Raw genomic sequence first — 23,691 nt, 5'->3', positions numbered from 1 at the left:
CGCAACCTTAAACTATGCATCGCCTTTGTATATCCAGACAGTCAAGCCATATGACGCGTGAAGATTACTCATTACATTGCCTTGTTCAAAAATTCTGCGCACCACTGGATCAGTCAAGGATTCCCACAAACCTCGCCTCGGGCATGCGTCACCTGACCTGGCACGCAGTTCTCCCGCCGCATCGGCTGCGAGGCCGTTCGACAAGCTGCTATTTCGCTGCGCGCGAGCGAATTCGACCAAATCTGCCGGGTAGAAAGTCGCATCGCGATAGCTGCTGTCATCTATGTCCAACAGAAAAGTGATGGCTGCGGCTTCCCATGACCAGTAACCCTTGAATGAGGTACCGCCCTTGTGACTATCGTAGTAGGGTTCGCGACGACTGGCGTAATACCATTCTTCAAGGTACCGTGCCATCATGGATGCTTGATCTTTTCGGTCGGCGCGAAATATCTTCAGCGTCTTGAAATAGGGAAGGTGCCGTGTGCATTCGTCGGGAGGCGTGGGGCGACCGGTTACAAACGGCCGAAACATGCGTTCCAGCATGCCATCCATTTTTGGGTTGCGATAGTCCAGCAACGACGCCAGGCGCGGCAAAAATTTAGTCCATCCAAGTAAGACGCCAAAGCAAGCGATACGATTTACCATTTCGAAATCACCGCCGAGCAAGCCGAAATGTGCTACTTCAGAACCTTGGTATTCCGGACTGTCGTCGAATGCTTTCGCATACTTTGCATATGCTTCCCAGTAGTTCAGAACATCTGGATAGAAAATTTTTAGTTCGGTTACCGGAATGCCTGCTGAATAGCTGAGGGTTAGAAAATCGGCAGCATACTCCGCTCGCGCATGCGTCATTCGCATGACTTCAGCTGCAGTTTTTTTGGACATCCATTCTTTATCTGTCATTCTTTCGCCAACACGGGCAATCCTTGCCGCCACGTCCGTTGACTCATTAGAATACAAAGCATAATCAAGGAGTTTTTCCCGCTTTAATTCTTTAAATTCTGTGGGGTCTAAGATTTTCAGCATTTTTAGCGATCCAAGATATTGTCGGGAAGGTTTAATATTATTTGCACTTCGTGCGCGGCACCTCCGGATTTTTTATGTATGTGCAGTTGGCGGCCGGTGACTAAAGAAATCCACCGTTGATAAGGACATGGGATTTCGCCCTGCCGGTAGTCCTTGATTAGCTGTTTGATGGATAAACCCGATTCGGTCAAACTGCGCTCATGATCTATGCATTTTAAAATCCATGCATGGCTCATCTGGGTCGCAAGTTTCGTTTCGTCGTTGGGCTTGTTCACTCCCCGGCGTACCGCATCATCATGAGAATGACTCGAACCAACCGAAACCCGTTTGTTTGCATGCGCATCCCGCCCATCACTCTCGAAAATATTGGGCTTTCCATTATTGGGGGTCGGATTGGCCGCCTCATCCGCCCGCAGCGCCGCGAACTGTTCCTGCATTTCCTTCGGCAGCGCAGCAAGCAGCTTGAACGAATCGAAAAGGCTCGATTTCGTTTCGCCCACCACGAATGGCTTGGTCACGTGCGTTTTGTTCGACCACAGGTGATCGAGGCCGTTATGCGGCAGGCTGTGTTCTTCGATCAGCTTTCCGCCATTGTTGGCCTCGCGGAAGTTGGCATGCTTCTTCCTGACCTGGTAATCGGTGATGTGTTCTGCCGGCACGCCGCTGCCCGACGGCCGCCCTTTGGGCGCGCCTTTCTTCTTGACGCTGTTCTTCGTGGCATTCGGCGTGACGCGGTTTGCCTTGATGTCACGGCTCTTGCTGGCCGGCAGCCGGCGCTGTGTGCGCGCTGCCTCCACCTCGCGCCGTGCCAGCGCAGCAGCCGATTTGCTGCTGGTCGCGGCCGCGGCGGCGGTCGTGCCCGGCAGTTCGTGGCCCATCATCTTCGCGTGCATGGTCTTGAGTTCGGCGAACGCGGCATCGATCATCTGCGGCCCGCGCCGTTGCAGCGCTTTCAGCTCGGCGACAAGCTGCTTGACGGTCGTGCCTCCGGCAAGCGCTTTCATGACCCAGCTGTCAAGACCCTCGATGAACGCCATCACCGTCTTCGTGAAAAGCCCCTTGCTTTCGGCTGCCAGCATGGTCCAGTCGACTTTGCGCATGAACTTTTCCACGTTGCCGCGCAGGGCAGGGGACACGGCTTCCAGCACCCGCCCAAAGTTGTGGCCCTGCTTCATGAGCTTGAAGCCCACCTTGAGCGCATCGCCCACTGCCGGCACGCAGCCGATCAGGGTGATGGCCAGTTCCACCCATCCGCCAATGGCGGCCGGCGATTTGGCAATCGCGATCAGGCCGAGCACAAGATCGCGTGCATCCATGGCCTGGCCGACGCCGGGCACCACGCCCAGGATGCCGGTGATGATGATGTGCGACGGCGACGATCCGGCGCCGGTGACCAGGTCGGACAGCCAGTGGCCGATGCCACTGTCGGCCTGGCGCAGGGCCCTGGCTGCGGGCGTCGCACTCGTCAGCGCTGTCATGATGGCTCCTGATCCTGGTCCTGGTCGTGGATGGCGCGATACGACTTCTCCTCCGTAAAGTCGCCCGCGCTTTCCTCGTTCGCGTAGCGGTAGTCGTCGTAGTGGAAATCGTAGTCGAGCACCGATTCTCCATCGGCCATGGCCTCGATCTCATCCGGGAAATAATTGTCCTGGTCGTGCGCATCTTCCTGCGCCAGGTAGGCGTCGATCAGCGCGCTGGCTTCGTCCTCATCGGCCGCCCTGGCGCCGAACAGCGCATTCGCTTCGCGCGGATGGCGCAGCGTGGCGTCGCGTTCGTCCTCGCCATAGGTGACGACGGCGCCTTTGGCCGGCATGCCGTCCAGGCGCGCGTAGCCTTTGGCATCAAGTTTTCCTTCGATGCTGGTGCCGTCGTCGAACAGCACCTTGTAGGGCGCGCCGACCATCGGTTGCAGGTCATCCCAGCGGTAGTTCAGTTCGACGAAATTGCTGCGATCGAGCGCGCTGGGCAGGTGTGGCAAGGTCGGGGTGCTGGTCCGCGGCCCGGCCAATTCCTTCACCGTGGCCTTGAAATCAATCTGCCCCGGGCAGGACAGCGTGATATTCCCGCCTTCGATTTTCAGTGCGCCACCCTGCGCCGTCATCAGCACATGCGTCTTGGCCGCAACCGACACCGACTGGTTGATGCTGGCCACAGTCACCGCCTTGTCTGCAGTCAGTCTCGTCGCCCCCGACTGGCTCTGGCTGCTGACCTTGCCGCTGGCTGCATGCATGGCGAGGCCATTCCTGTCCCCGCCTTTGCCGTAGGTGAACAAGCCGATCCCCGCTTTCACCGCATGCCCGCTGCTGCCCTGCGCCACCAGGTTGACCGTCTGCCCCGCACTCAAACTTGTTGTCGCCCCAGCAGCAAAGACGGCATTCACCGGCGTCGTCGCGACGATCCCGGCAGGACTCGACAACTGCAGCATCGGCTCGCTCCACGCCGCCACGGCGTTGTCGACGGCGTCGAGCACCCCGGCGCTGTGCTGCATCTGCGCAATCGCGGGCAGTTCGGCAGGCGCCGGTTCCGCGCCCCCATCCTTGTCTTTGATGCCCGCCTTGTGCTGCTGCGCCGTGCCTGCCAGCGTCTCCTGCAACTGGCGGCTGGTCTCCAACTGCGCATGCGCCGCGCGCGCGTCCATCTGCGCCTGCGCCTGACGTTCGCTCGCCAGCAGCAGGCCCCGCCCGGCGCGCACAGCCAGGCTATTTTCCGTCTTCAGTTCCGCACCAAGGCCCACCGTTTGCAGGCGCTGGTTGTCGCACTGGTGCCGTAAATAGCCCAGGTTCAGTTCATCGGTGCCCTGGTGTGCAACCGCGTGGCGCTGCAGCGAGATGCGGGCCTGGCCGGCCGTGTCGTCAAACACAAGCTGGCTGTACGCGCCGCTGCCCCACTGGCTCGTCGCCATGGCCTGACTCTTAAAACCGGACAGCACGGCCGCGTGGGCGTTGCCTTCGCGCGCACCGGGGAACCAGGCTGGGGCGTTGCCGGTGGCGGCGCCGGCGCCGTAGTGGCCCTTACTGTGCGGCGCGTCGGGCTTGCCGATACTGTTATACAAGGCACCGATGATGACCGGGCGGTCGATATTGCCCTCGACGAAATCGAGCAGCACTTCCTGGCCCACGCGCGGTACGCCAACCGCGCCCCAGTTCGAACCGGCAATCGGCGCCAGCGATGTCGCAACCCGCACCCAGGTGCCGGCGCTGTCGTTGGCGGGCGCGCCGCTGTGGTCATCCTGCACCGGGTGCGGCAGGCGGCTGTGGCTCTTCTGGTTGCCAATCTCGCGTTGCCAGTGCATCTGCACCGTCACGCGGTGGTCGCGGTCGGTGTGCACCACCGCGTCCTTCGGGCCGACCACGATTGCCGTTTGCTGGCCGCGTACCGTCGGTCGCGGCTGCAGCAAACCACCGGCCCGGTAGCGCACCGTGGCGGCAATCGCCTCGATGCGGTTGCGGTAAATGGGCGCCGCATCGACCGGCCCGAGGCATTCGGCGATCCGCGCCTGGACCTCGGCATCGAGGTTGTTGCGCATGGCATGCACCACCCGCGTGACGAGGAAGGTGTCGTCATGCCAGGGTGACCGTCAAGTGTAAAAGTGGTGCCGGGCGCGCACAGGCGCACCGTGCCGGCGCCCGTAAACGTGGTGCGGCGCGTGCCGATTGCGTCGAGCTGGCGTTCGGCGGCGCGCTGGCCCTGTTCCTGGTCAGGGTAGGCGTACTGGCCGGGCGCGTCGCGGCAGATCATCTCCGGTGTGGCCGGGTACAGGCTGGCGCCGACCTCGCGGCTGCTGTGCGTGCGGTAGTCCCAGCTGGTCAGTTGCACCGCGTTGGTCAGCAGGCGCGCGGTGCAGCGCCAGCGATCGATGCTGTCTTCGCGCATGACGGCTCCGGACTGCGTGAAGCGCACGGTTGGCTGCCGGTTCGGCTTGAAGGCGCCGTTGTGGTCGGCGATGACCAGCCGGTGCCGCTCGCGCGTGTGCTCGAACCAGTAGAACAGGCCCACCTCACTCATCAAGCGCTCGGCGAAGGCCCAGTCGCTCTCCTGGTACTGGGTGCTCAGGCTGCGCTGCGGATATGCATCGAGCAGGTCGTAGCGCCAGCTGGGTGTCAGCTTGCCTTGTGCGCGCCAGCCGTTGAACACGGCGTCGAGGATCTCGCGCACGGTTTTATATTGGAACACGCGGCTGTCGCGGTTGCGCGCCAGGAATGCCGTCCAGGGTTCCAGCGTGAGGGTGTAGCGCGCCAGGCCAGCGTTGGCGCCGGACTGCTCGACCATCGTCAGGTGGCCGTGGAAGGGGCGGCAGCTGTTGTCGCTTGTCAGCAGTTCCAGCAGCGCCGGCTGGCCGATCAAGTCGCGCAACGACAAGTGGGCGTCCAGCGACAAGGCGGTGATGGTGAAGCGAAAGCCGCTACCCAGACCCTCCTCCCCATGCACGCTTTCGGCCAGCAAGGTGTGGGCGCCCAGCGGCGTGGTCAGGCGCAGCAGGCGCGTGGATTGGGTGTAACTGGAGAACAGGGCGGACAGGGACATGGCATCGTTCCAATCGGCAAGAAAACTCGATTGGATGCCGACTATGACTTAACGCAATTGATTGCCGTCAAACACCGCCCGCTTGCGGGCGGGTTTGCGGCTGGCGCGCCACATGCGGCGCGCCTTGGCTGCTCAGCGGCCGCTCTCGGTCACCTGCTCCGCATGTGGCACTCGTGCTGCATCCTGCGTATGCGGCCTGGCTTTCCCGGCGATCAGTACATAAAACAGCGGGATCAGGTAGGTCGCCAGGAAGGTCGCGGCCAGCATGCCGCCGATGACGCCGATCCCCAGCGCGTTCTGGCTGGCCGCGCCGGCGCCGCTGGCGATCGCCAGCGGCAGCACGCCCAGCACGAAGGCCATCGACGTCATGATGATGGGGCGCAGCCGCAGCTTGGCCGATTCCATCGCCGCGTCGAAGGCGTTCATCCCGTGATGCAGCTGCAGTTCGCGCGCAAATTCCACGATCAGGATCGCATTCTTGGCCGACAGGCCAATGGTGGTCAGCAGGCCAACCTGGAAGAACACGTCGTTCTGCATGCCGAACGCCGTCGCCGCCGCCAGCGCGCCCAGCACGCCGACCGGGACCACCATGATCACCGAGACCGGCACGGTCCAGCTTTCGTACAGCGCCGCCAGACTGAGGAACACCACCAGGATCGACAGCGCGTACAGGAGCGGCGCTTGCGAACCGGCCTGCGACTCCTGCAGCGAAATGCCGCTCCATTCGTAGCCGAAGCCGGCCGGCAGCTGTTTCGCCAGGCGCTCCATGGTGGCCATCGCGTCACCGCTGCTGCGCCCGGCGGCAGGCTGGCCCAGGATCTCGGCCGCCTCGATGCCGTTATAACGCTGCATCGCCGGCGCACCCCACGACCACTCGGCGCTGGCAAAGGTCGAAAACGGCACCATCGTCCCCTTGTCGTTGCGCACGTACAGCAGCTTGATGTCGTCCGGGGTCATGCGGAAGGGGGCGTCGGCCTGGACGTACACGCGCTTGATGCGGTTGTCCATGTCGAAGAAGTTGTTGATGTATCTCGAACCCCAGGCAGTCGAAAAGGTCTGGTCGACGGCGGACAGGCTCACGCCCAGTGCGGCCGCTTTTTCGCGGTCGATATTGATTTTATAGGTGGGGTTGTCGACCTGGCCGGTGAAGCGCACGCGCGTCAGACCCGGCTCGTTGCGGGCCAGTTCCAGCAGCTGGTCGCGCGCACTGGCGAGTGCGGCGTGACCGAGGTTGCCACGGTCTTGCAGCTGGAACGAAAAGCCGGCGGCCGAACCGAGGCCGCGGATCGGCGGCGGCTCCACCGGCGTGATGGTCGCGCCCTGATAGTTGCCGTATCTGGCAGCGATGCGCGAGGACAGGGCGGTCACGCTCAGCTTGTCGTCCTTGCGTTCGTCCCAGCTCTTGAAACGCACGAACAGGCGGCCTTGGTTCTGGCCGCGGTTTGGCTGGCTCGCGCCATTCGTCATGAAGGTCGACTCGACCACCGCCGCCTCCTCCCTGAGCAGGTACTGGTTGATCTCTTCCAGGACGCGGCCGGTGGTTTCGAGCGTGCTGCCGGCGGGCGTCTGCACCTGCACGAACATATAGCCCTGGTCTTCCTTGGGCAGGAAGCCGCCGGGCAGGCGCAGGAACAGCAGGATCACCACGCCGATCAGCACCGCATACAGCGCCAGCCACAGGCCGCGCCGGCGCACGACGGCTTTTACGCCGCCCAGGTAATAGTCGCGCTGCTGGTCGAAGCCGCGGTTGAACCAGCCAAAAAAGCCTTTCTTTGCGTGATGGTCCGGGTCCGGGCGCTTGAGCAGCAGCGCGCACAGGGCCGGCGTCAGGGTCAGGGCCACGAATACCGACAGCAGCATCGACGACACCACGGTCAGCGAAAATTCGCGGTAGATCGCGCCCACGGTGCCGCTCGAAAACGCCACCGGCACGAACACGGCGGACAGCACCAGCGCCACACCGATCAGCGCGCTGCTGATCTGGCCCATGGCTTTTTGGGTTGCTTCACGCGGCCCCAGGCCATCTTCGTGCATCACGCGCTCGACGTTTTCCACCACCACGATGGCGTCGTCGACCAGCAGGCCAATGGCCAGCACCAGGCCGAACATCGACAACGTATTGATGGTAAAACCCAGTGCTGCCATGATGCCGAAGGTCCCGAGCAGCACCACCGGCACCGTGATCGACGGAATCAGGGTGGCGCGGATATTCTGCAGGAACAGGTACATCACCAGGAACACCAGCACGATGCCTTCGATGAGGGTTTTTACCACTTCATGAATCGACACCTCGACAAACGGCGTGACGTCGTTCGGATACACCACGCGCAGGCCGTGCGGGAAGTTGGCGGACAGTTGCACCAGCCGTGCGCGCACGGCGTCGGCCGTGGCCAGCGCGTTCGCGTTCGGGGCCAGCTGGATGCCCAGGCCGGACGCCGACTTGCCGCTGTAGCGCACGTCAACATTGTAATTTTCCGGACCCAGCGCCACCCGGGCGACGTCGCCGATCCGCACGCGTGAGCCGTCCGGCTGCACTTTCAGCAGGATGCGTCTGAACTGTTCGGGCGTGCGCAGCAGCGTCGCCTCACTGATGGTGGCCGACAGGGCGGTACCGGCCACCGCCGGCGCGCCGCCCAGCTGGCCGCTTGAAATCTGCACGTTTTGGGCGGTGATCGCCGCGTTCACGTCCAGCGGCGTGAGCGCAAAGCTGGTCAGCTTGACCGGGTCGAGCCAGATACGCATGGCGTACTGGGTGCCGAACAGGTTCATGCTGCCCACGCCCGGCAGGCGCGACAGGGGGTCCTGGATGTTCGAGGCCACGTAGTTGGCAATGTCGAACTTGGTCATGCTGTTATCAATCGAGACGAACGCCGCCACCATTAAAAAGTCGGCGGTCGACTTGGTCACGCGCAGGCCCGCTTGCTGGACCTCGGCGGGCAGGCGCGGCGTGGCGGCCTGCAGCTTGTTCTGCACCTGCACTTGCGCGATGTCCGGATCGGTGCCGGGCGCGAAGGTGAGGGTGGTGGTCGACTGGCCGGTGTCGTCGGTGGTCGAATTCATGTAGAGCAGGTTGTCGATCGCCGTCATCTGCTGTTCGATCACTTGCACCACGGTGTTTTGCATGGTCTCGGCGGAGGCGCCCGGGAAGGTGGCAGCCACCTGCACCGCTGGCGGCGAGACCGGCGGATATTGTTCGACCGGCAGCTTCATGACGGCCAGGATCCCGACCAGCATGATCAGGATCGAGATGACGATCGCGAAGATCGGGCGCTGGATGAAAAATCTAGGCATCTGGCGCTCCCTGCGCGGCCTTGGCGGCGACCGGCCTGACGACCACCCCCGGTTTCAGTTTCTGGGTGCCGCTCACCACGATGCGCTCGCCGTCTTTCAGGCCGCTGTCGACCATCCAGTGGGCGCCCACCAGACTGCCGGTCTTGATGGCGCGCTGCACCGTCTTGTTGTCCGCTCCCACCAACATGACGCTCGCTTCACCCTGCGCATTGCGCGTCACGGCGGGGGCCGGCACCAGCATCACATCCTGGCGCACGCCCTGGCTGAGTGAGGCGCGCACGAACATGCCAGGCAGCAGCAGGTGGTCCGGGTTCGGGAAGCGGGTACGCAGCGTCACCGAGCCGGTGGCCTGGTCGACGGTCACGTTGGACAGTTCCAGCTTGCCGGCGTGGGCGTAGGTGCTGCCGTCTTCCAGGGTCAAGCTGACCTTGGCCAGCGCCGCGCCGCCTGCCTTCAAACTGCCGGCGGCCAGTTCGCGCCGCAAGGCCAGCCCCTCGGCGCTCGACTGCTGCAGGTCGACGTACATCGGATCGATCTGCTGCACCGTCGTCAGCAGCGTGGCCGAACCGCTCTGGACATAGGCGCCCTTGGTCACCAGCGACACGCTGCTGCGCCCGCTGATCGGCGCGCTCACGCTGGTGTAGCCCAGGTTGATGCGTGCCGTTGTCGTGGCGGCCCTGGCGGCGGCGACGTCGGCCGCGCCCTGGAGTTGGGCCGCGACCGCGTTGTCATATTCCTGCTTGCTGACCGCGCTGGCCTTCACCAGGATCTTGTAGCGGTCCAGCTGGGCGCTGCTGCTGGCCAGGTTGGCCTGCGCCTTTTGCAGCGCCGCTTCGGCACTGGCCACGGCCGCGCGCGCCGGCGCCGGGTCGATCAGGTACAGGGCCTGGCCCTGGCGCACGTCGGCACCGTCGGTGAACAGGCGTTCCTGGACGATGCCGTCGACCCGGGCCCGCACTTCGGCCAGCAGGAACGGCGCGGTGCGACCCGGCAGTTCGACATTGAGCGGCACGGGACCATGCGCGACGGCCAGCACGGCCACTTCGGGTGGCGCGGCGGCCACCACGGGTTTCGGCTCTGGTTTGCAGGCAGACAAGGTGAGGGCGGCGCCGAAAGTCGTGGCGGCCAGCACGGTGCGGCATGGTTGTTTGGCAAGAAGCATGGGATATCCGGCAGGCGGTTGGCAGATTGACGCAGTATGCGATATATCTTTAATAATGCTGCGCATGCGATAATTTGTAAATTGCATGGAATGGATGGATTGATGCATGAATCGTATCGATGTCGGATTTGCCGAGTTGCAGGCGTTCGTGGCAGTTTCCGAGCGGCTCAGTTTTCGCGCCGCTGCGGCGGCGCTGGAGATTACCCAGCCGGCCCTCAGCCGTCGGGTCGACAAGCTCGAAGGCGTGCTGCAGGTGCGGCTGTTTGAGCGCACCAGCCGGCGCGTGGCGCTCAGCGAGGCCGGGCGCCAGTTCCAGGGCCATGCGCGCGCGGCGATCCGCGAGATGGAGATGGCGCTGGGCGGCATCTCGGCCGCCGCCGCCCAGCGCAGTGCGGTGGTCACGGTCGCCTGCGTGCCCTCGGTGGCGAACCACGTGTTGCCCGGTGCACTGGAGGCGTTTGCGCGCCGGTTTCCCAATGTGCGCCTGTGCGTGCTCGACGAAAGCGGCGCGCAGGTGGTGCAATCGGTGACCCTGGCGCAGGCCGATTTCGGCGTCAGCTTCGTCGGCGCGCAGGAAGCCGACCTCGATTTCAAGGCCATCTACACAGAGCAATATGTGCTGGCCGTGCGGCGCGATCACCCGCTGGCCGGGCGCAAGCAGGTGGCGTGGAGCGATTTGTCGGAGACGCGGCTCATTTCCCTGTCGTCGCGCAGCAGCAACCGCATCCTGTTCGACAACGCGCTGGCCAACCTGAAGCAGCGGCCTGCGGTATTCTGCGAAGTAAACCACGTGACGACGGCGCTGGCGATGGCGGCCGCGGGCGTGGGCGTGACGGCGGTGCCGGCGCTGGCGTATTCGGCGGTGCGCTATCCGACGCTGGCCGCGCTGGCACTGGTGGGCCCGTCGGTGCAGCGTACGCTGGGATTGCTGTCCCGCAAGGGCGTGACGCTGTCGGCACCTGCGCAGGCGCTGGTTGCTATCCTGGAAGATGCGGCGCAGCACGACTTCCGCTTCTGAACAAGACACGCTTCGTTACAAAAAAGGCGCCGTTGGCCACATTAACCTTGAAGATTCGTATGCATCCAGGTGTCGTTTATGCATTGCTGGCAGCCATGTTGTTCGGCGCCAGCACCCCGTTTGCCAAAACCCTGGTCGGCCAGATGCCGCCCGTGGCGCTGGCCGGTGTGCTGTATCTCGGCAGCGGTATCGGCCTGCTGGCTTGTTATGGCGCGCGCGCGCTGGTCCAGCGCAAGGCGCAAGGCCAGCCGATCCGGCTCACGCGCGCCGATGTGCCGTGGTTCGCCGGCGCCGTGGCGGCCGGCGGTATCGCCGGGCCCCTGCTGCTGATGGTGGGTTTGCTGAGCGTGTCGGCGTCGTCGGCGTCGCTGCTGCTGAACATGGAGGGCGTGCTGACCTCGCTGCTGGCGTGGTTTGTCTTCAAGGAGAATGTCGATCGGCGCATTGTGATCGGCATGCTGCTTATCGTTGCGGCCGGCGTGCTGCTGGCGTTCGAGCAGGCGCCGCTGGCCGGGTTGCCGTGGGGCGCGCTCGCCATCGTCGGCGCCTGCCTGTGCTGGGGCATCGACAACAACCTCACGCGCAAGGTGTCGGCCAGCGACCCCTTGCAGATCGCGGCGGCCAAGGGACTGGTGGCAGGCACGGTCAATTTGAGCATCGGCCTGGCGATGGGCGCGACGCTGCCGGCAGCGCCCACCGTTCTGCTGGCCGGCGTGGTCGGATTCTGCGGCTATGGCCTGTCCCTGGTGCTGTTCGTGCTGGCCCTGCGCCACCTCGGCACGGCGCGCACCGGCGCCTATTTTTCAGCCGCGCCGTTTGCTGGGGCCGCGCTGTCGCTCGTCCTGCTGGGCGAGGTGCCGGGGCCGCTGTTCTGGATCGCCGCCGCGCTGATGGGGGCGGGCATCTGGCTGCACCTGACGGAGTCGCACGGCCATCAACACACCCATGAAGCGCTGGCGCATGGTCATTCGCACCGCCACGACGCGCATCACCAGCATGCCCACGATTTTGACTGGGATGGCGTGGAGCCGCACGCGCATCCGCATCAACACGAGCCGTTGACCCATGTGCATGCCCATTACCCGGACATCCACCACCGGCACGGGCATTGACGTTTATTGGCGCGCCGCGCGCCGCTTGACCCAGTAGCACGCGCCCAGCACCGCCACCCACGCCGGCATCATCCACACGGCAATACGCGTTTCCGGCGTCAGATACATGATCACGACGATGCCCGCCATGAACGCCAGGCACAGGTAATTCGTGAACGGGTAGCCCAGGCTGCGGAAAGCCGTCATCTCACCGGCGCGCGATTTTGCTTGCCGGAACTTCAGGTGCGTGATCGTGATGCAGGCCCAGTTGATCATCAGCGCCGCCACCACCAGCATCATCAGCATGCCGAACGCTTCGCCCGGCATCACATAGTTCAGCACCACGCACAGCGCGGTGGCCGCCGCCGAGACGCCCAGCGCGTGCACCGGGATGCCGCGCCCGTTCACGTGCGCCAGCGCTTTCGGGGCATGGCCCTGCAGTGCCAGGCCCAGCAACATGCGGCTGTTGCTGTAGACGCAGCTGTTATACACCGACAGCGCGGCCGTCAGCACCACCGCATTCAGTGCCGAGGCGACCCAGCCATTGTCGAGCGCCTGGAAGATCAGCACGAACGGGCTGCCCCCTTGCTGCACCTGGCTCCACGGATACAGCGACAGCAGCACCGCCAGGGCACCCACGTAGAAAATCAGGATGCGGTAGACCACCTGGTTGGTGGCCTGCGGAATGGTGGTGGCGGGGTCTTTCGCTTCGGCCGCCGTGATGCCGACCAGTTCCAGGCCACCGAACGAGAACATGATGACCGCCATGGCCATCAGCATGCCCTTGATCCCGTACGGGAAAAAGCCGCCCAGCTGCCATAAATTGGTGATGCTCGCCTGCGGCCCGCCGCTGCCGCTGACCAGCAAATAAGCGCCGAAACCGATCATCCCGAGAATGGCGGCCACCTTGATGATGGCAAACCAGAATTCCATCTCGCCGAACAGTTTTACGTGCAGCAGGTTGACCGCGTTAATCAGCAAAAAGAAGCCCAGCGCCGACGCCCACATCGGCACGCCCGGCCACCAGTACTGGATGTAGATGCCCACCGCCGTCAGTTCGGCCATGCTGACCAGCACATATAAAATCCAGTAATTCCAGCCCGACGCGAAGCCGGCGAACGGACCCCAGTAGCGGTTGGCGAAGTGGGAGAAGGAACCTGCCACCGGCTGGTCGACCACCATTTCACTCAGCTGGCGCATGATGAAGAATGCCATGATGCCGGCGATCGCATAGCCGAGGATGACGGAGGGGCCAGCCAGTTTGATGGTCTGGGCCACGCCGAGAAAGAGGCCGGTGCCGACCGCGCCGCCGAGCGCGATCAGCTGGATGTGGCGGTTGCTCAAGCCGCGTTTCAGAGTGTGTTCGTGTGTCTGGTCGATCATCTGGTGCCGTTTCACGTTGAGGGTGGGACGCGATGGTAGCAAAGGTTGGCGTGGACTGCTCTAAAATAGCGCTCTGCCCACTTCACCACGGTCCCTCATGATCACCGAACAAGACTGCCTGGCCCGCGATGCGGCCGATCCGCTGGCCGCGCAGCGCGCCCGGTTTGCGCTGCCCGATGGCGTGATTTACCTCGACGGCAATTCGCTGGGCGCGCGCCCGAAGGCGGCGCTGCAGCGCGCGCAGGAGGTCCTCGTCGCCGAATGGGGCGATGGCCTGATCCGCAGCTGGAATACGGCCGGCTGGTACGATCTGCCGATTCGCCTTGGCAGCATGCTGGCGCCGCTCATCGGCGCCGAAGGCGACGAAGTGGCGGTCACCGATTCCACCTCGGTCAACCTGTTCAAGGTACTGGCCGCCGCCCTGAAAATGCAGGAGTCGCAGCCGCAGCGGCGCCTGATCGTCACCGAGCGCGACAATTTTCCAAGCGATATCTACATGGCCGAGGGCCTGCTGGGCTGGCTCGAGCGTGGCTACCAACTGCATCTGCTCGATACGTGGTCGGACCTGCCGGCGCTGCTGGCCGGCGACAGCGGCGCACAGGTGGCGGTGGTGATGCTCACCCACGTCAACTACCGTACCGGGCGCATGCTCGACATGCAAACCACCACGGCGCAGATCCACGCCGCCGGCGCGCTGGCGATCTGGGACCTGGCCCACTCGGCCGGCGCGGTCGAAGTCGACCTGAACGGCGCCAATGCCGACTTCGCGGTTGGCTGCACCTATAAATACCTCAATGGCGGCCCCGGCGCACCGGCCTTTATCTGGGTGCCGGCGCGCCACCACGCGCAATTCTCCCAGCCCTTGACCGGCTGGTGGACGCACCGCCAGCCGTTCGCAATGCAGCCGGCGTATGCCCCGGCCGCCGGCATCCGGCGCGCGCTGTGCGGCACCCAGCCGGTGCTGTCGCTGGCGCTGGTCGAATGCGGCCTGGCCATGTTCGGCGAGGTGTCGATGGCGGCGCTGCGCGCCAAATCGCTGGCGCTATCGAGCCTGTTCATCGAGCTGCTGGCGCAGCATTGCGCCCGCCACCCGCTCGAACTGATCACGCCGCGTGCGCATGCCGAGCGCGGTAGCCAGGTCACGGTCATGCATCCGCACGGCTATGCGGTCATGCAGGCACTCATCGCGCGCGGCGTGATCGGCGACTACCGCGAGCCGGACGGCATGCGCTTCGGCTTCACGCCGCTCTACACCAGCTACCAGGACGTGTGGCAAGCGGTGATGGTATTGAAAGATATCCTCGATAACCAAGCGTACGACGTGCACGCCGAACGCAGCGCCGTGACCTGAGGAACACATCATGGAATGTCCTTTTTCTGCCGATCCGGCACCCGCCGGCTACCACGGCGCCCAGCTCGATTTTTCGAACGACATGAGTTATGGCGACTACCTGTCTCTCGACCAGATCCTGACGGCCCAGCATCCGCGCTCGCCCGACCACAATGAATTGCTGTTCATCGTCCAGCACCAGACCAGCGAACTGTGGATGAAGCTGATGCTGCACGAGCTGCATGGCGCGCGCGCCAGCATCGCGGCCGGCAGCTTGCCGCCGGCGATGAAAATGCTGGCGCGCGTGGCGGCCATCATGAACCAGCTGGTGCACGCCTGGGACGTGCTGGCCACGATGACACCGCCCGAATACACGGCAATTCGCCCCTACCTGGGCGCCTCGTCCGGCTTCCAGTCGCACCAGTACCGGGAAATTGAATTTCTGCTCGGGAACAAGAACGCCACCCACCTGCAAGTGCACCGCCACAAGGCCGACGCGCTCGGCGCGCTCACCGCTGCGCTCGGCACGCCATCGATCTACGACGAAGCCGTGATGGCAATGGCGCGCGCCGGCCTGCCGGTGGACGCGGCGCGCCTGGCCATGGACTGGGGCCAGCCGATGCGCTCCGAGCCGTCGGTGAAAGCGGCCTGGATGACGGTCTACCGCGACACCGGCCAGTACTGGGCGCTATACGAGCTGGCCGAGAAACTGGTCGACCTCGAAACCGCGTTCCGGCTGTGGCGCTTCCGCCACGTGACAACGGTCGAGCGCGTGATCGGTTTTAAAAAAGGCACTGGCGGCACCGAGGGCGTGGCGTATCTACGCCAGATGCTCGACGTGGTGCTGTTTCCGGAATTGTTCGAGCTGCGCACGGAACTTTAAGCTGGCGCAGCGAAGCGCATGGGTTGCTGCTGTCGTATTTACGCATCGATTGGGGTCACGGTACACGATTTTTACCCACGCCGCTTGCAACCCACCCCGCATATCCTAAGCTTATCTAGTTGACATTTGTCAAAGACGGACTCAACTACATATGCTTAGGAGGAAGTGCCATGCCTGCGCCGTTCAAACAGATCACAAGGGAGCAATTCGCCCAGTTATTGTCGACGTTTCCCTTCAAACGCAAAATCAACGCGGTGCACATGCACCACACCTGGCGACCCAACCACGCCCAGTACCGCGGGCATGACACCATCGTCGGCATGTGGCGCTTCCATACTGAAACGAACGGCTGGTCGGATATCGCCCAGCACATCACCATCGCGCCCGACGGCAGCATCTGGCTGGGACGCGACTGGAACCGCGCACCGGCCAGCGCGGCGGGCCATAACGGCAATGCGCAGGCCGGCCCGTTCATGTTCGAAATGATCGGCGACTTCGATGAAGGCCGCGACCTGTTCGGCGGGCCCCAGCGCGAAACCGTGGTGGACGTGATCGCCCGCGTCCAGCAGCGGTTCGGCCTGCCGCCGGGAACCCTGCAATTCCATAACATGATGTCCACCAAGAGTTGCCCGGGCACCAGCATCGATTTCCAGGACGTGCTGCAAGACGTGTCGCAGCGCCATCAGGAGCTGATGAGCAGTGCGCGCGCCGTCCCGCGTGGCGACGGCCCGTTTCCGGCCGACCAGGTCGAGCTGCACCGCGTGGTGAAGGAAGCGATCGCCAGTTTGCAGGAAGGCGCCGGCCTCGCGCCCGACCCGTTCGACGCCGAGCCATGCGCGCATGGGCCCAGCTATGCCGAGGCCGCCGGCCGGGCCAATGCGCGCGGCGGCATACCGGCGTCGAGCCGCGGCAACAAATTCAGCGCGTTCGAGCTCGATGCCATGCGCCCGCACATCGTCAATTTGCGCAAGGGCCAGTTTTCCAGCAGCGGCGACTGGACCACCTCGGAGGGCGACGTCGACGCCATCTTCGACCAGCACCTGCCGGCCGCGTTGAAAGCGGCACGGGACCGCGAGCGGCCGTTGCGCCTGATGTTTTACGCGCATGGCGGACTCAACGATGAAGCGTCCGCGCTGGCTGGGGCGCACGCGCGCATCGACTGGTGGCAGAGCAACGATATCTATCCGATTTACTTCATCTGGGAGACCGGGCTGGGCGAAACGCTGGGGCAGATGCTGGAAGGCTGGCGCCAGCGCCGCGGCGCGGGCCGGAATGTCTTTTCCGACCATGTCAGCGATCCGCTGATCGAAGCGTTTGCGCACCGCACCCTGGGCGTGAACCTGTGGGACACGATGAAAACCAGCGCCGAGCGCGCGTCCGCGTCCAACGGCGGCGCCTTGTATGTGGCCGAGAAACTGGCGGCCTTTATCGACCAGCACAAGGGGGAGGTCGAAGTCCACGCAGCCGGCCACAGCGCCGGCGCGATTTTCCACACCCACTTCGTGCCGTGTGCGCTGGCGCGCGGCGTGCCCCGCTTCGACAGCCTGCACCTGCTGGCGCCGGCAGTGCGGGCCGACCTGTTCCGCAACAATCTGTTCACCCACATCGGCGCCGGCCAGGGCGTCGAGAACCTGACTGTGTACACCATGGCCGACAGTTTCGAGAAAGACGACAACTGCGCGCTGGTGTACCGTAAGTCGCTCCTGTACCTGATCTACAAGGGCCTCGAGTTCGAGGTTGATACGCCGATTCTCGGTCTCGAGCGTTGCCTGCGCAGCGACGCCGATCTGAAACGCCTGTTTGGCCTGGCCGGCGCGAAGCCGGTGGCCGACGTGGTCTGGTCGGACAACCAGCAAGAGCGCGGGCGCAGCGCCAGCCGCGCGCGCACGCATGGCGGTTTTGATGACGATTCCGCCACCATGGGCAGCATCGTGCGGCGGGTATTGGGCAAGCAGGATGCCGACCCGATCATCGAACTGCCGCGCGACGGCCGTGCCGCCCGCAGCGCCGACCTGTGGCAGGCGCCGGTCGATGAATGGGATGACGTTGGCAGCGATGGCTGGCAGCAGCCAGTGAGCGAGCCGGCGTGGGCGCAGACCACTTCCGGCTGGGACACCGCCTACAGCGCGCCCAAGCCGCAGCCCTGGAGCGGGCCCGGCGCGCGCCGCCGCGCCCTGTGTGTCGGCATCGACGATTACCCCACCAGCCCGCTGGGCGGCTGCGTCAACGATGCCAACGACTGGGGCACTGCGCTGGTCAACCTCGGCTTCGAGCACCGCATGCTCCTCAACGGCGCCGCGACCAGGGCGGCGATCATGCGCGAACTGAAAGCGCTGGTGGACGGCAGCCGCGCGGGCGACGTGATCGTGTTCCAGTATGCCGGCCATGGCACCAGCGTGCCCGACCTGAACGGCGATGAAGCCGATGGCGACACGCCCGGTACCGACGAAGCCGTGTGCCCGGTCGACTGCGACAGCGGCGAGCTACTCATCGACGACGACATCGGCGCCATTTTTTCGCGCCTGCCCGACGGCGTCAACCTGACCTGCTTTTTCGATTGCTGCTATTCGGGCACGATCAGCCGGATGGCGTACGGCCAGGGAACGGCGACGCGGCCAGCCGGCGCGCGGGCCCGCTTTATCCAGCCCAGCCGTAAGCTGATCGAAGCGTTCACGGCCAAACGGCAGGCTGGCGCGGGCAGCAGGTCGGTGTCGCGCGCTGCCGGTGTGGCGATGCGCGAAGTGGTGTTTTCGGCGTGCCTGTCGAGCGAAGTTGCGCTGGAAAACCAGGGTCATGGCGATTTCACGCGCTATGCCTTGCAGGTGCTCAAGCAGGGCACTGCCGGCTTGTCCAACGCGGATTTTGCGGCACGCGTCACGCAAGCCTTCGGGCGCATACCGCGCCAGCACGCCAAGCTTTACAGTAGCGAGTCGAGCCAGACGCTGGCGCTGCTGCAGCCGCTGGGCGCGCCGCAGCCGATCTACGCCGACGCGGCTGCCGCGCACATGGCTTGACGGGAGGATGGCATGGCCGACCACACCACAATGACTGCGTCCACGCCGGCCCCCGTGGCCGCGCTGGCGCAGAGCCGCGACACCGGCGCAGCGGTCATGTCACACGCGCCACCGGCCACGCGGCCGGGACACGGGCAAGGCTACGCCATCGCGCCGAACCTGACGCGCACGGTGGCCAGCGCGCTGCCGCCGCAGCGCGGGCTGCCCTTGTACCGGCCGCTGCGCATCTTCACGCTCGACCCGACCGTCTCGGCGCGGGACGGCGGCGTCAGCACCGTCAACGTGGCGTACGAGGCCTTGCATCCGGGGCCGGACAGCCGCCTGTTCCACATCGATCCGCACGACCCCGTCAGCGGGGAAGACACCTTGCCGGCCGACCTCGATGCCCCGTATCCCTTGCTCAGCGGCGGCTACGATCCGGCCGCCTCCGATGCCCGCTTCCACAAGCAGATGCTGTACGCCGTCTGCAGCAATGTGTACGCGGCGTTCCGCGTGGCGCTGGGACGCGAGCTGACCTGGGGCTTCGAGCGTGACATCGATCCCGGCCGTCTGTGGCTGCAACCGCACGCCTTCCGCGGCATCAACGCGTATTACAACAAGGGCGCCGGCAGGCTGTGCTTTGGCTATGAACACGCGCCCGAACTGAACGACCGGGGCGTGCGCATGCTCCCGGGCGAATACGTGTTCACCTGCCTGGGACACGACATCATCGCCCACGAAATGACCCATGCCCTGCTGGACGGCTTGCGCAGCAGTTTCGATGTACCCAGCAGCGCGGATGTGCCGGCCTTCCACGAGGCGTTCGCCGACCTGATCGCGATCTTCCAGCGCCTCGGCTGCCCCCAGCTGGTGCGTAGCGCCATTGTCGGCACGCGCGGCGCGCCGGAGCAGAACCAGTTGCTGGTCACCCTGGCCCGCCAGGCCGGCTACGCGTCCGGTCACAACCAGGCGCTGCGCGCCGCTATCGACCTGGCCCAGCCGCGCCTGTACGACGACACGCTCGAAGCCCACGACCTCGGCGCGGTGCTGGTGGCAGCCGTGTTCGATGCCTTCCTGGTCGTGTTCCGGCGCAAGACGGCGCGCTACCTGCGCCTGGCCAGCGATGGCAGCGGCGTGCTGCGTGCCGGAGAACTGGCGCCCGACCTGGCCGATATGCTGGCCGAAGAGATCAGCGCACTGGCGAGCCAGTTCCAGGCCCTCATCATCCGTGCCATCGATTACTGCCCGCCGGTCGATATCCGTTTCGGCGAATTCCTGCGCGCCATGATCACGGCCGACATCGACCTGGTGCCGGACGATCCGTGGGGCTACCGCGAGGCGCTGGTCGACGCGTTCCTGCGCCGCGCGATTGTGCCGCGCGGGGTGCGCAGCCTGTCCGAACAATCGCTGTTGTGGGGCGCGCCGCAGCAGGCGCACGAAGCGCTGGTTCCGCTCAGTTTTGCGAAACTGCAGTTTGCCGGTGACCCGGGCTGCCCGGCCGACAGCACGGAGCTGCTGCGCCAGGCGCACGCGCTGGGGGCCTACGTGGCGCAGCCGCAGCTGGCCGAGGCATTCGGGCTGGTGCATGCCGGCATGCCCGGCCTGTCAGCCGGCGCGATCGGCCTGCCCACCGTGATGTCGATCCGCAGCGCGCGCCGCATCGGCCCGGCGCGCCAGATCGTGTTCGACCTGGTCGCCGAGGTGGTGCAGCGCTGCCAGTTGGCCGGGCCGGGCGGCGCCAGCTTTCCGGTCGACGGCGGCTGCACCGTGATCATCGGGCCGGATGGCGCGATCCGCTACATCATCTCCAAGTCGGTGCTGGGCGCGGGCCGGCTGGCGCGGCGCGCACAGTTCCTGGCCGGACCCGCAGGGCAGCGCTACTGGCAGGTTGAAGCGGGCGCCTGGCGGCCCAGGGATGCATTTTTCAGCATGCTGCATGCCGAGCACGGCGTGGCGAGCCGGCGCTGAGGGTCGGAAGATTTACTCGGCGGCCTGGAAGACATAGCCCGGATAGACCGGCTGCGGTGGCTTGCGGTGTGGCGGGGCGGCGGCTTCCGTCAGCCCGCCGTGCACACTGCTGTGCGCCTGCGCCAGCTCGCGCACAGCGTCGCTCGTGTCGAGCAGCGCCCAGTCGCGCTGCCACTCCAGCATCACCGACAGCGCCGTCACGGGGCGCGCGCCCGCCTGGATCATGCGCTGCATGGCGTTTTCGTGCGCCAGTGCGCTGATGTCGCCGCAGCAGTCTTCCACGATGTAGACCTCGTAGCCGTCTTCCAGTGCCTGGATGGCGGGCAGGGCGACGCACGTCTCGGTCCATAGCCCGGCCAGGATCAGCCTGGTGCGGCCCGCAGCCGCGCAGCGATGACGGGGAAACAGCCATGGAACCACATCCGCTACGACTTTCGCATGAGGGATATTTGCCGTTCGCGGTCGATACTGCGGCATGCGCGCCATCCTGGTTGCGCACTGCTGCCAGGAGCCTGTCCATGCACGATGTTTTCTCCGCTTCCAGCCAGGCCGAACCACCCTTGCGGCGGCGCGTGGCGCTGCCGCTGGCCGCGCCCGCGCGTCCAGGCATCGTGCTGCGCCCGGGTGCAGGCACTGGCGCCGCGCAGGCCGCCGCCGTGCAGGCCTGCGCGCGCGCCGAGATCGCTTGCCGCGCCGCGTGGCAGCGCGTGTGCGTGCTTGGTGCCGATGGCCTGCTGGCCCTGGCCCGGTACCCGGGTGACGGGGTGCCGGCCAGCGCGCCGCAAGCGACCCCTGACTATGGCGCCATCGCTGCCGAGGTCGAGTTCGTCCTGGCGCACGGCGTGCGACCTGGCAGCGCCCGCGCGCTGGTGCTGCTGGCCGCCGTTGCCAGTGCGCGCTTCGGCGCCGGCGCCAGCGCCCGCGCCGTGGCCGATGCGGCTGTCCTGCTCGCGATCGACGGCGCGGAGGCCGCGGCCGTCCGGCGCCTGCACGTCGCCCTGGTCATGGCGCGCCACGAGCCGTTCAGTGCGTGCCTGCACGTGCTCGGTCCTGCCGGCGCGGAGGACGCCCCTGCGGCCTTGCTGCGTGCCAGCCTGCGCTGTGCCGCCGGCGCTTCGCTGCCCGAAACGCTGCACACCCTGGAGCAGTCGATGGACGGCGCGGGCGACGCCGCCGCGTGCGCGGAAAACGGCGCGCGGCTGGCGCTGTTGCGGGCGCTGGTCTTGCCGCAGCAGGGCGACGCGATCCTGGCACCGGCGCGCTCGTTCGGCGCCTGGGTGCTGCAGTTGCAGCTGGCCTGGTTCGGCGGGCGGCGCAGCGATGCCTGCCGCGCGGCGCTGGCGGCCGCGCCCTTGGCCGACGCCCTGGCGGCGCCGTCCGTCCTGCTCGGCTATCACCTGTTCGCGACGCTGGCGCTGGCGTGGGAGGCCGCTCCCCGGCATGCCCATGCCTTGCGCTGGCACCGGGCGGAAATCGAAGCGGCAGCCGCGCTGTGTCCCGCCAATGCAGGCGCGATGGCGGCGCTGGCGGGCGCCGTGGCCAGCGCCGGCGCCGGGGACGTCGCCGGCGCCCTGCGCGGCTATGAAGCGGCGGCAGGCCTGGGCGAAGGCTACGGCCAGGCGTGGCTGGCGGCGCTGGCGTGGGAACTGGCGGCAAGCCTGTGCCAGCAATGCGGCTTCGGCGTGGCCATTCCCGCCTATCGCCGCCGCGCGCTGACGTCCTGGCACGCCTGTGGTGCGCACGGGCGGATCGCCCGGTTGTGTCACGGCTGGCAGGAGGGCGCCCCGGCCGCCAAGCTGGCCGATATCGCGCCCGGGCCGGCCTGGCCGGGCGCTGCGCAGCAGGACGAAGCGCGCCGCGTCGCACGTGCCGGCACCGTCGGCGAACTGGGCGTGGCCATCGCCCACGAAGTGAACCAGCCGCTGGCCGCCATCCTGATGCAGGCCGCGGCAGCGCGGCGCTGGCTGCGCCGGACGACGCCGGACCTGAACAAGGCGCTCGACGCGCTCGAGCAAATTGCCGTGTCGGGCCGCCGCGCCGGCGACATTGTACGCAGCGTGCAGGGACTGGCGCAGCGCCATGCCACCGACACCACCCGCTTCATGGTCGATGAAGCGCTCGACGAGGCGCTGCGCCTGCTCAGCCGCACGCTGCGCAAACATGGCGTCAGCGCCGAACTGTCACTGCAGCTGTCCGGCTGCGCCATCCATGCCAACCGCCCGCAGCTGCAGCAGGTCGTGATCAACCTGCTGTTCAACGCCGTCGACGCGCTGGCCACGGTGGAAGGGCGGGCGCGCCAGGTCATCCTTTCCTCGCGCCGGTTGGGACCGGGCACCTTCGAAATCTCGGTTGCCGACAACGGCCCCGGGGTGGCGCCGGCCGACCGTGAACGGATCTTCGGCGCGCTGTTCTCCACCAAGCAGAATGGCACCGGCGTGGGGCTGTCGATCAGTCGGGCGATTGCCGAAGCGCACGGCGGCCACATCGAATACCGTCCGCGCATGCCGCACGGCGCGCTGTTTTCGCTGGTGCTGCCGGCCGCCGGCGCCTGAAGCTGCGCGCACTGGCCCGTACTGGCCCGCACTGGCCCTATGGCAGGGGACGGGTCGACGACACGTCGTTAGCATGGGGGTGTGCCATAACCATGCCCAAGGCGGACCGCATGATGCCCTCCACGACGTACCCTTCCACCCAGCAGATCCCCTTCGAAGCGATCGAGGTGCGCCGCATACGCTTGACGCAGGCGGCCGGCGCGAGTGCCGTGGTCAGCGAGTTTCGTACCGCCGACCGTGTGCCCGAGCGCTGGGCCGGGCGCGGCCACCAAAGTGCCGCGCATCGGGTGTTCAGCTTTGAAATTACGTTCGTCGACGGCACCACCTTTTGTGGCTGCTACGAATTCTGGCACGCCGCGCGGCGCCGGCCGTCGTTGACACGGTTCGTGCGCGGACAATTGAGCGCATGCGGCATGGACCTGTCGCGCTACGCCATCGACGTCAACTAGCCCTCTTACTTTTCAGGAACG

The 23,691-nt window shown here is 65.8% G+C and carries 16 protein-coding genes; 8 read left to right on the top strand and 8 right to left on the bottom strand.

Going from position 1 to position 23,691, the window contains the following annotated elements:
- Positions 1-12: 12 nt before the first annotated feature.
- The 6 genes from V6M87_RS14570 to V6M87_RS14545 form a co-directional block, all read right to left on the bottom strand.
- Positions 13-1,026: a PoNe immunity protein domain-containing protein gene (locus tag V6M87_RS14570; RefSeq protein ID WP_332877369.1), complete on the bottom strand. Its 1,014-nt coding sequence runs from the start codon at positions 1,024-1,026 to the stop codon at positions 13-15.
- 2 nt (positions 1,027-1,028) lie between these two features.
- Entirely contained in the window at positions 1,029-2,504 is a 1,476-nt protein-coding gene (locus tag V6M87_RS14565) for a hypothetical protein (RefSeq protein WP_332877368.1), read from the bottom strand.
- The gene (locus V6M87_RS14560; RefSeq protein WP_332877496.1) at positions 2,501-4,318 is read right to left on the bottom strand and encodes a DUF2345 domain-containing protein; all 1,818 of its coding nucleotides are present in this window, start codon (positions 4,316-4,318) and stop codon (positions 2,501-2,503) included. Before V6M87_RS14560 ends, V6M87_RS14565 begins: the two co-directional genes overlap by 4 nt.
- Before the next feature lie 8 nt (positions 4,319-4,326).
- Positions 4,327-5,550, bottom strand: coding sequence for a type VI secretion system Vgr family protein (locus tag V6M87_RS14555; RefSeq protein WP_332877367.1), 1,224 nt, complete (start codon positions 5,548-5,550; stop codon positions 4,327-4,329).
- Between the two features lie 132 nt (positions 5,551-5,682).
- Positions 5,683-8,841, bottom strand: a complete 3,159-nt coding sequence (locus tag V6M87_RS14550) for an efflux RND transporter permease subunit (protein ID WP_332877366.1) — start codon at positions 8,839-8,841, stop codon at positions 5,683-5,685.
- Entirely contained in the window at positions 8,834-10,003 is a 1,170-nt protein-coding gene (locus V6M87_RS14545) for an efflux RND transporter periplasmic adaptor subunit (protein WP_332877365.1), read from the bottom strand. The genes V6M87_RS14550 and V6M87_RS14545 overlap by 8 nt, the downstream gene beginning before the upstream one ends.
- A 106-nt stretch (positions 10,004-10,109) precedes the next feature.
- On the opposite strand from V6M87_RS14545, the gene V6M87_RS14540 reads away from it, so the two are divergent.
- Both V6M87_RS14540 and V6M87_RS14535 read left to right on the top strand, forming a co-directional pair.
- Positions 10,110-11,021, top strand: coding sequence for a LysR family transcriptional regulator (locus V6M87_RS14540; protein WP_332877364.1), 912 nt, complete (start codon positions 10,110-10,112; stop codon positions 11,019-11,021).
- Positions 11,022-11,080: 59 nt separating this feature from the next.
- Positions 11,081-12,133 carry a DMT family transporter gene (locus V6M87_RS14535; protein ID WP_332877363.1) on the top strand — a complete coding sequence of 351 codons (1,053 nt, stop codon included), beginning with the start codon at positions 11,081-11,083 and terminating at the stop codon, positions 12,131-12,133.
- Positions 12,134-12,136: 3 nt separating this feature from the next.
- On the opposite strand, the gene V6M87_RS14530 is transcribed toward V6M87_RS14535, so the two are convergent.
- Positions 12,137-13,495 (bottom strand): amino acid permease, encoded by a 1,359-nt coding sequence (locus V6M87_RS14530; protein ID WP_332877362.1) that lies wholly within the window; start codon positions 13,493-13,495, stop codon positions 12,137-12,139.
- Between the two features lie 97 nt (positions 13,496-13,592).
- Here V6M87_RS14530 and kynU point away from each other — a divergent pair, with 97 nt between their 5' ends.
- From kynU to V6M87_RS14510, 4 genes are all read left to right on the top strand, one after another.
- Positions 13,593-14,846: a kynureninase gene (gene kynU / locus V6M87_RS14525; RefSeq protein WP_332877361.1), complete on the top strand. Its 1,254-nt coding sequence runs from the start codon at positions 13,593-13,595 to the stop codon at positions 14,844-14,846.
- A 10-nt stretch (positions 14,847-14,856) separates the two neighbouring features.
- Complete coding sequence (gene kynA / locus V6M87_RS14520; protein ID WP_332877360.1) at positions 14,857-15,708, top strand: tryptophan 2,3-dioxygenase; 852 nt, start codon at positions 14,857-14,859, stop codon at positions 15,706-15,708.
- A gap of 170 nt (positions 15,709-15,878) precedes the next feature.
- Positions 15,879-18,722 (top strand): caspase family protein, encoded by a 2,844-nt coding sequence (locus V6M87_RS14515; RefSeq protein ID WP_332877359.1) that lies wholly within the window; start codon positions 15,879-15,881, stop codon positions 18,720-18,722.
- A 12-nt stretch (positions 18,723-18,734) separates the two neighbouring features.
- Positions 18,735-20,669 carry a hypothetical protein gene (locus tag V6M87_RS14510; protein ID WP_332877358.1) on the top strand — a complete coding sequence of 645 codons (1,935 nt, stop codon included), beginning with the start codon at positions 18,735-18,737 and terminating at the stop codon, positions 20,667-20,669.
- Positions 20,670-20,681: 12 nt separating this feature from the next.
- Here the strand turns inward: V6M87_RS14510 and V6M87_RS14505 are convergent, their stop codons facing one another.
- Positions 20,682-21,089 carry an isochorismatase family protein gene (locus V6M87_RS14505; RefSeq protein ID WP_332877357.1) on the bottom strand — a complete coding sequence of 136 codons (408 nt, stop codon included), beginning with the start codon at positions 21,087-21,089 and terminating at the stop codon, positions 20,682-20,684.
- A 98-nt stretch (positions 21,090-21,187) separates the two neighbouring features.
- On the opposite strand from V6M87_RS14505, the gene V6M87_RS14500 reads away from it, so the two are divergent.
- Positions 21,188-23,221: a HAMP domain-containing sensor histidine kinase gene (locus V6M87_RS14500; RefSeq protein WP_332877356.1), complete on the top strand. Its 2,034-nt coding sequence runs from the start codon at positions 21,188-21,190 to the stop codon at positions 23,219-23,221.
- 110 nt (positions 23,222-23,331) lie between these two features.
- Positions 23,332-23,670 carry a hypothetical protein gene (locus tag V6M87_RS14495; protein WP_332877355.1) on the top strand — a complete coding sequence of 113 codons (339 nt, stop codon included), beginning with the start codon at positions 23,332-23,334 and terminating at the stop codon, positions 23,668-23,670.
- Positions 23,671-23,691 lie beyond the last annotated feature (21 nt).

The organism is Massilia sp. S19_KUP03_FR1 (assembly GCF_036688685.1).
Taxonomy (GTDB): Bacteria; Pseudomonadota; Gammaproteobacteria; order Burkholderiales; family Burkholderiaceae_D; genus JALYUM01.
Note: the sequence above shows the minus strand (reverse complement) of the source record. Positions and strands in the feature narration are given on the sequence as shown.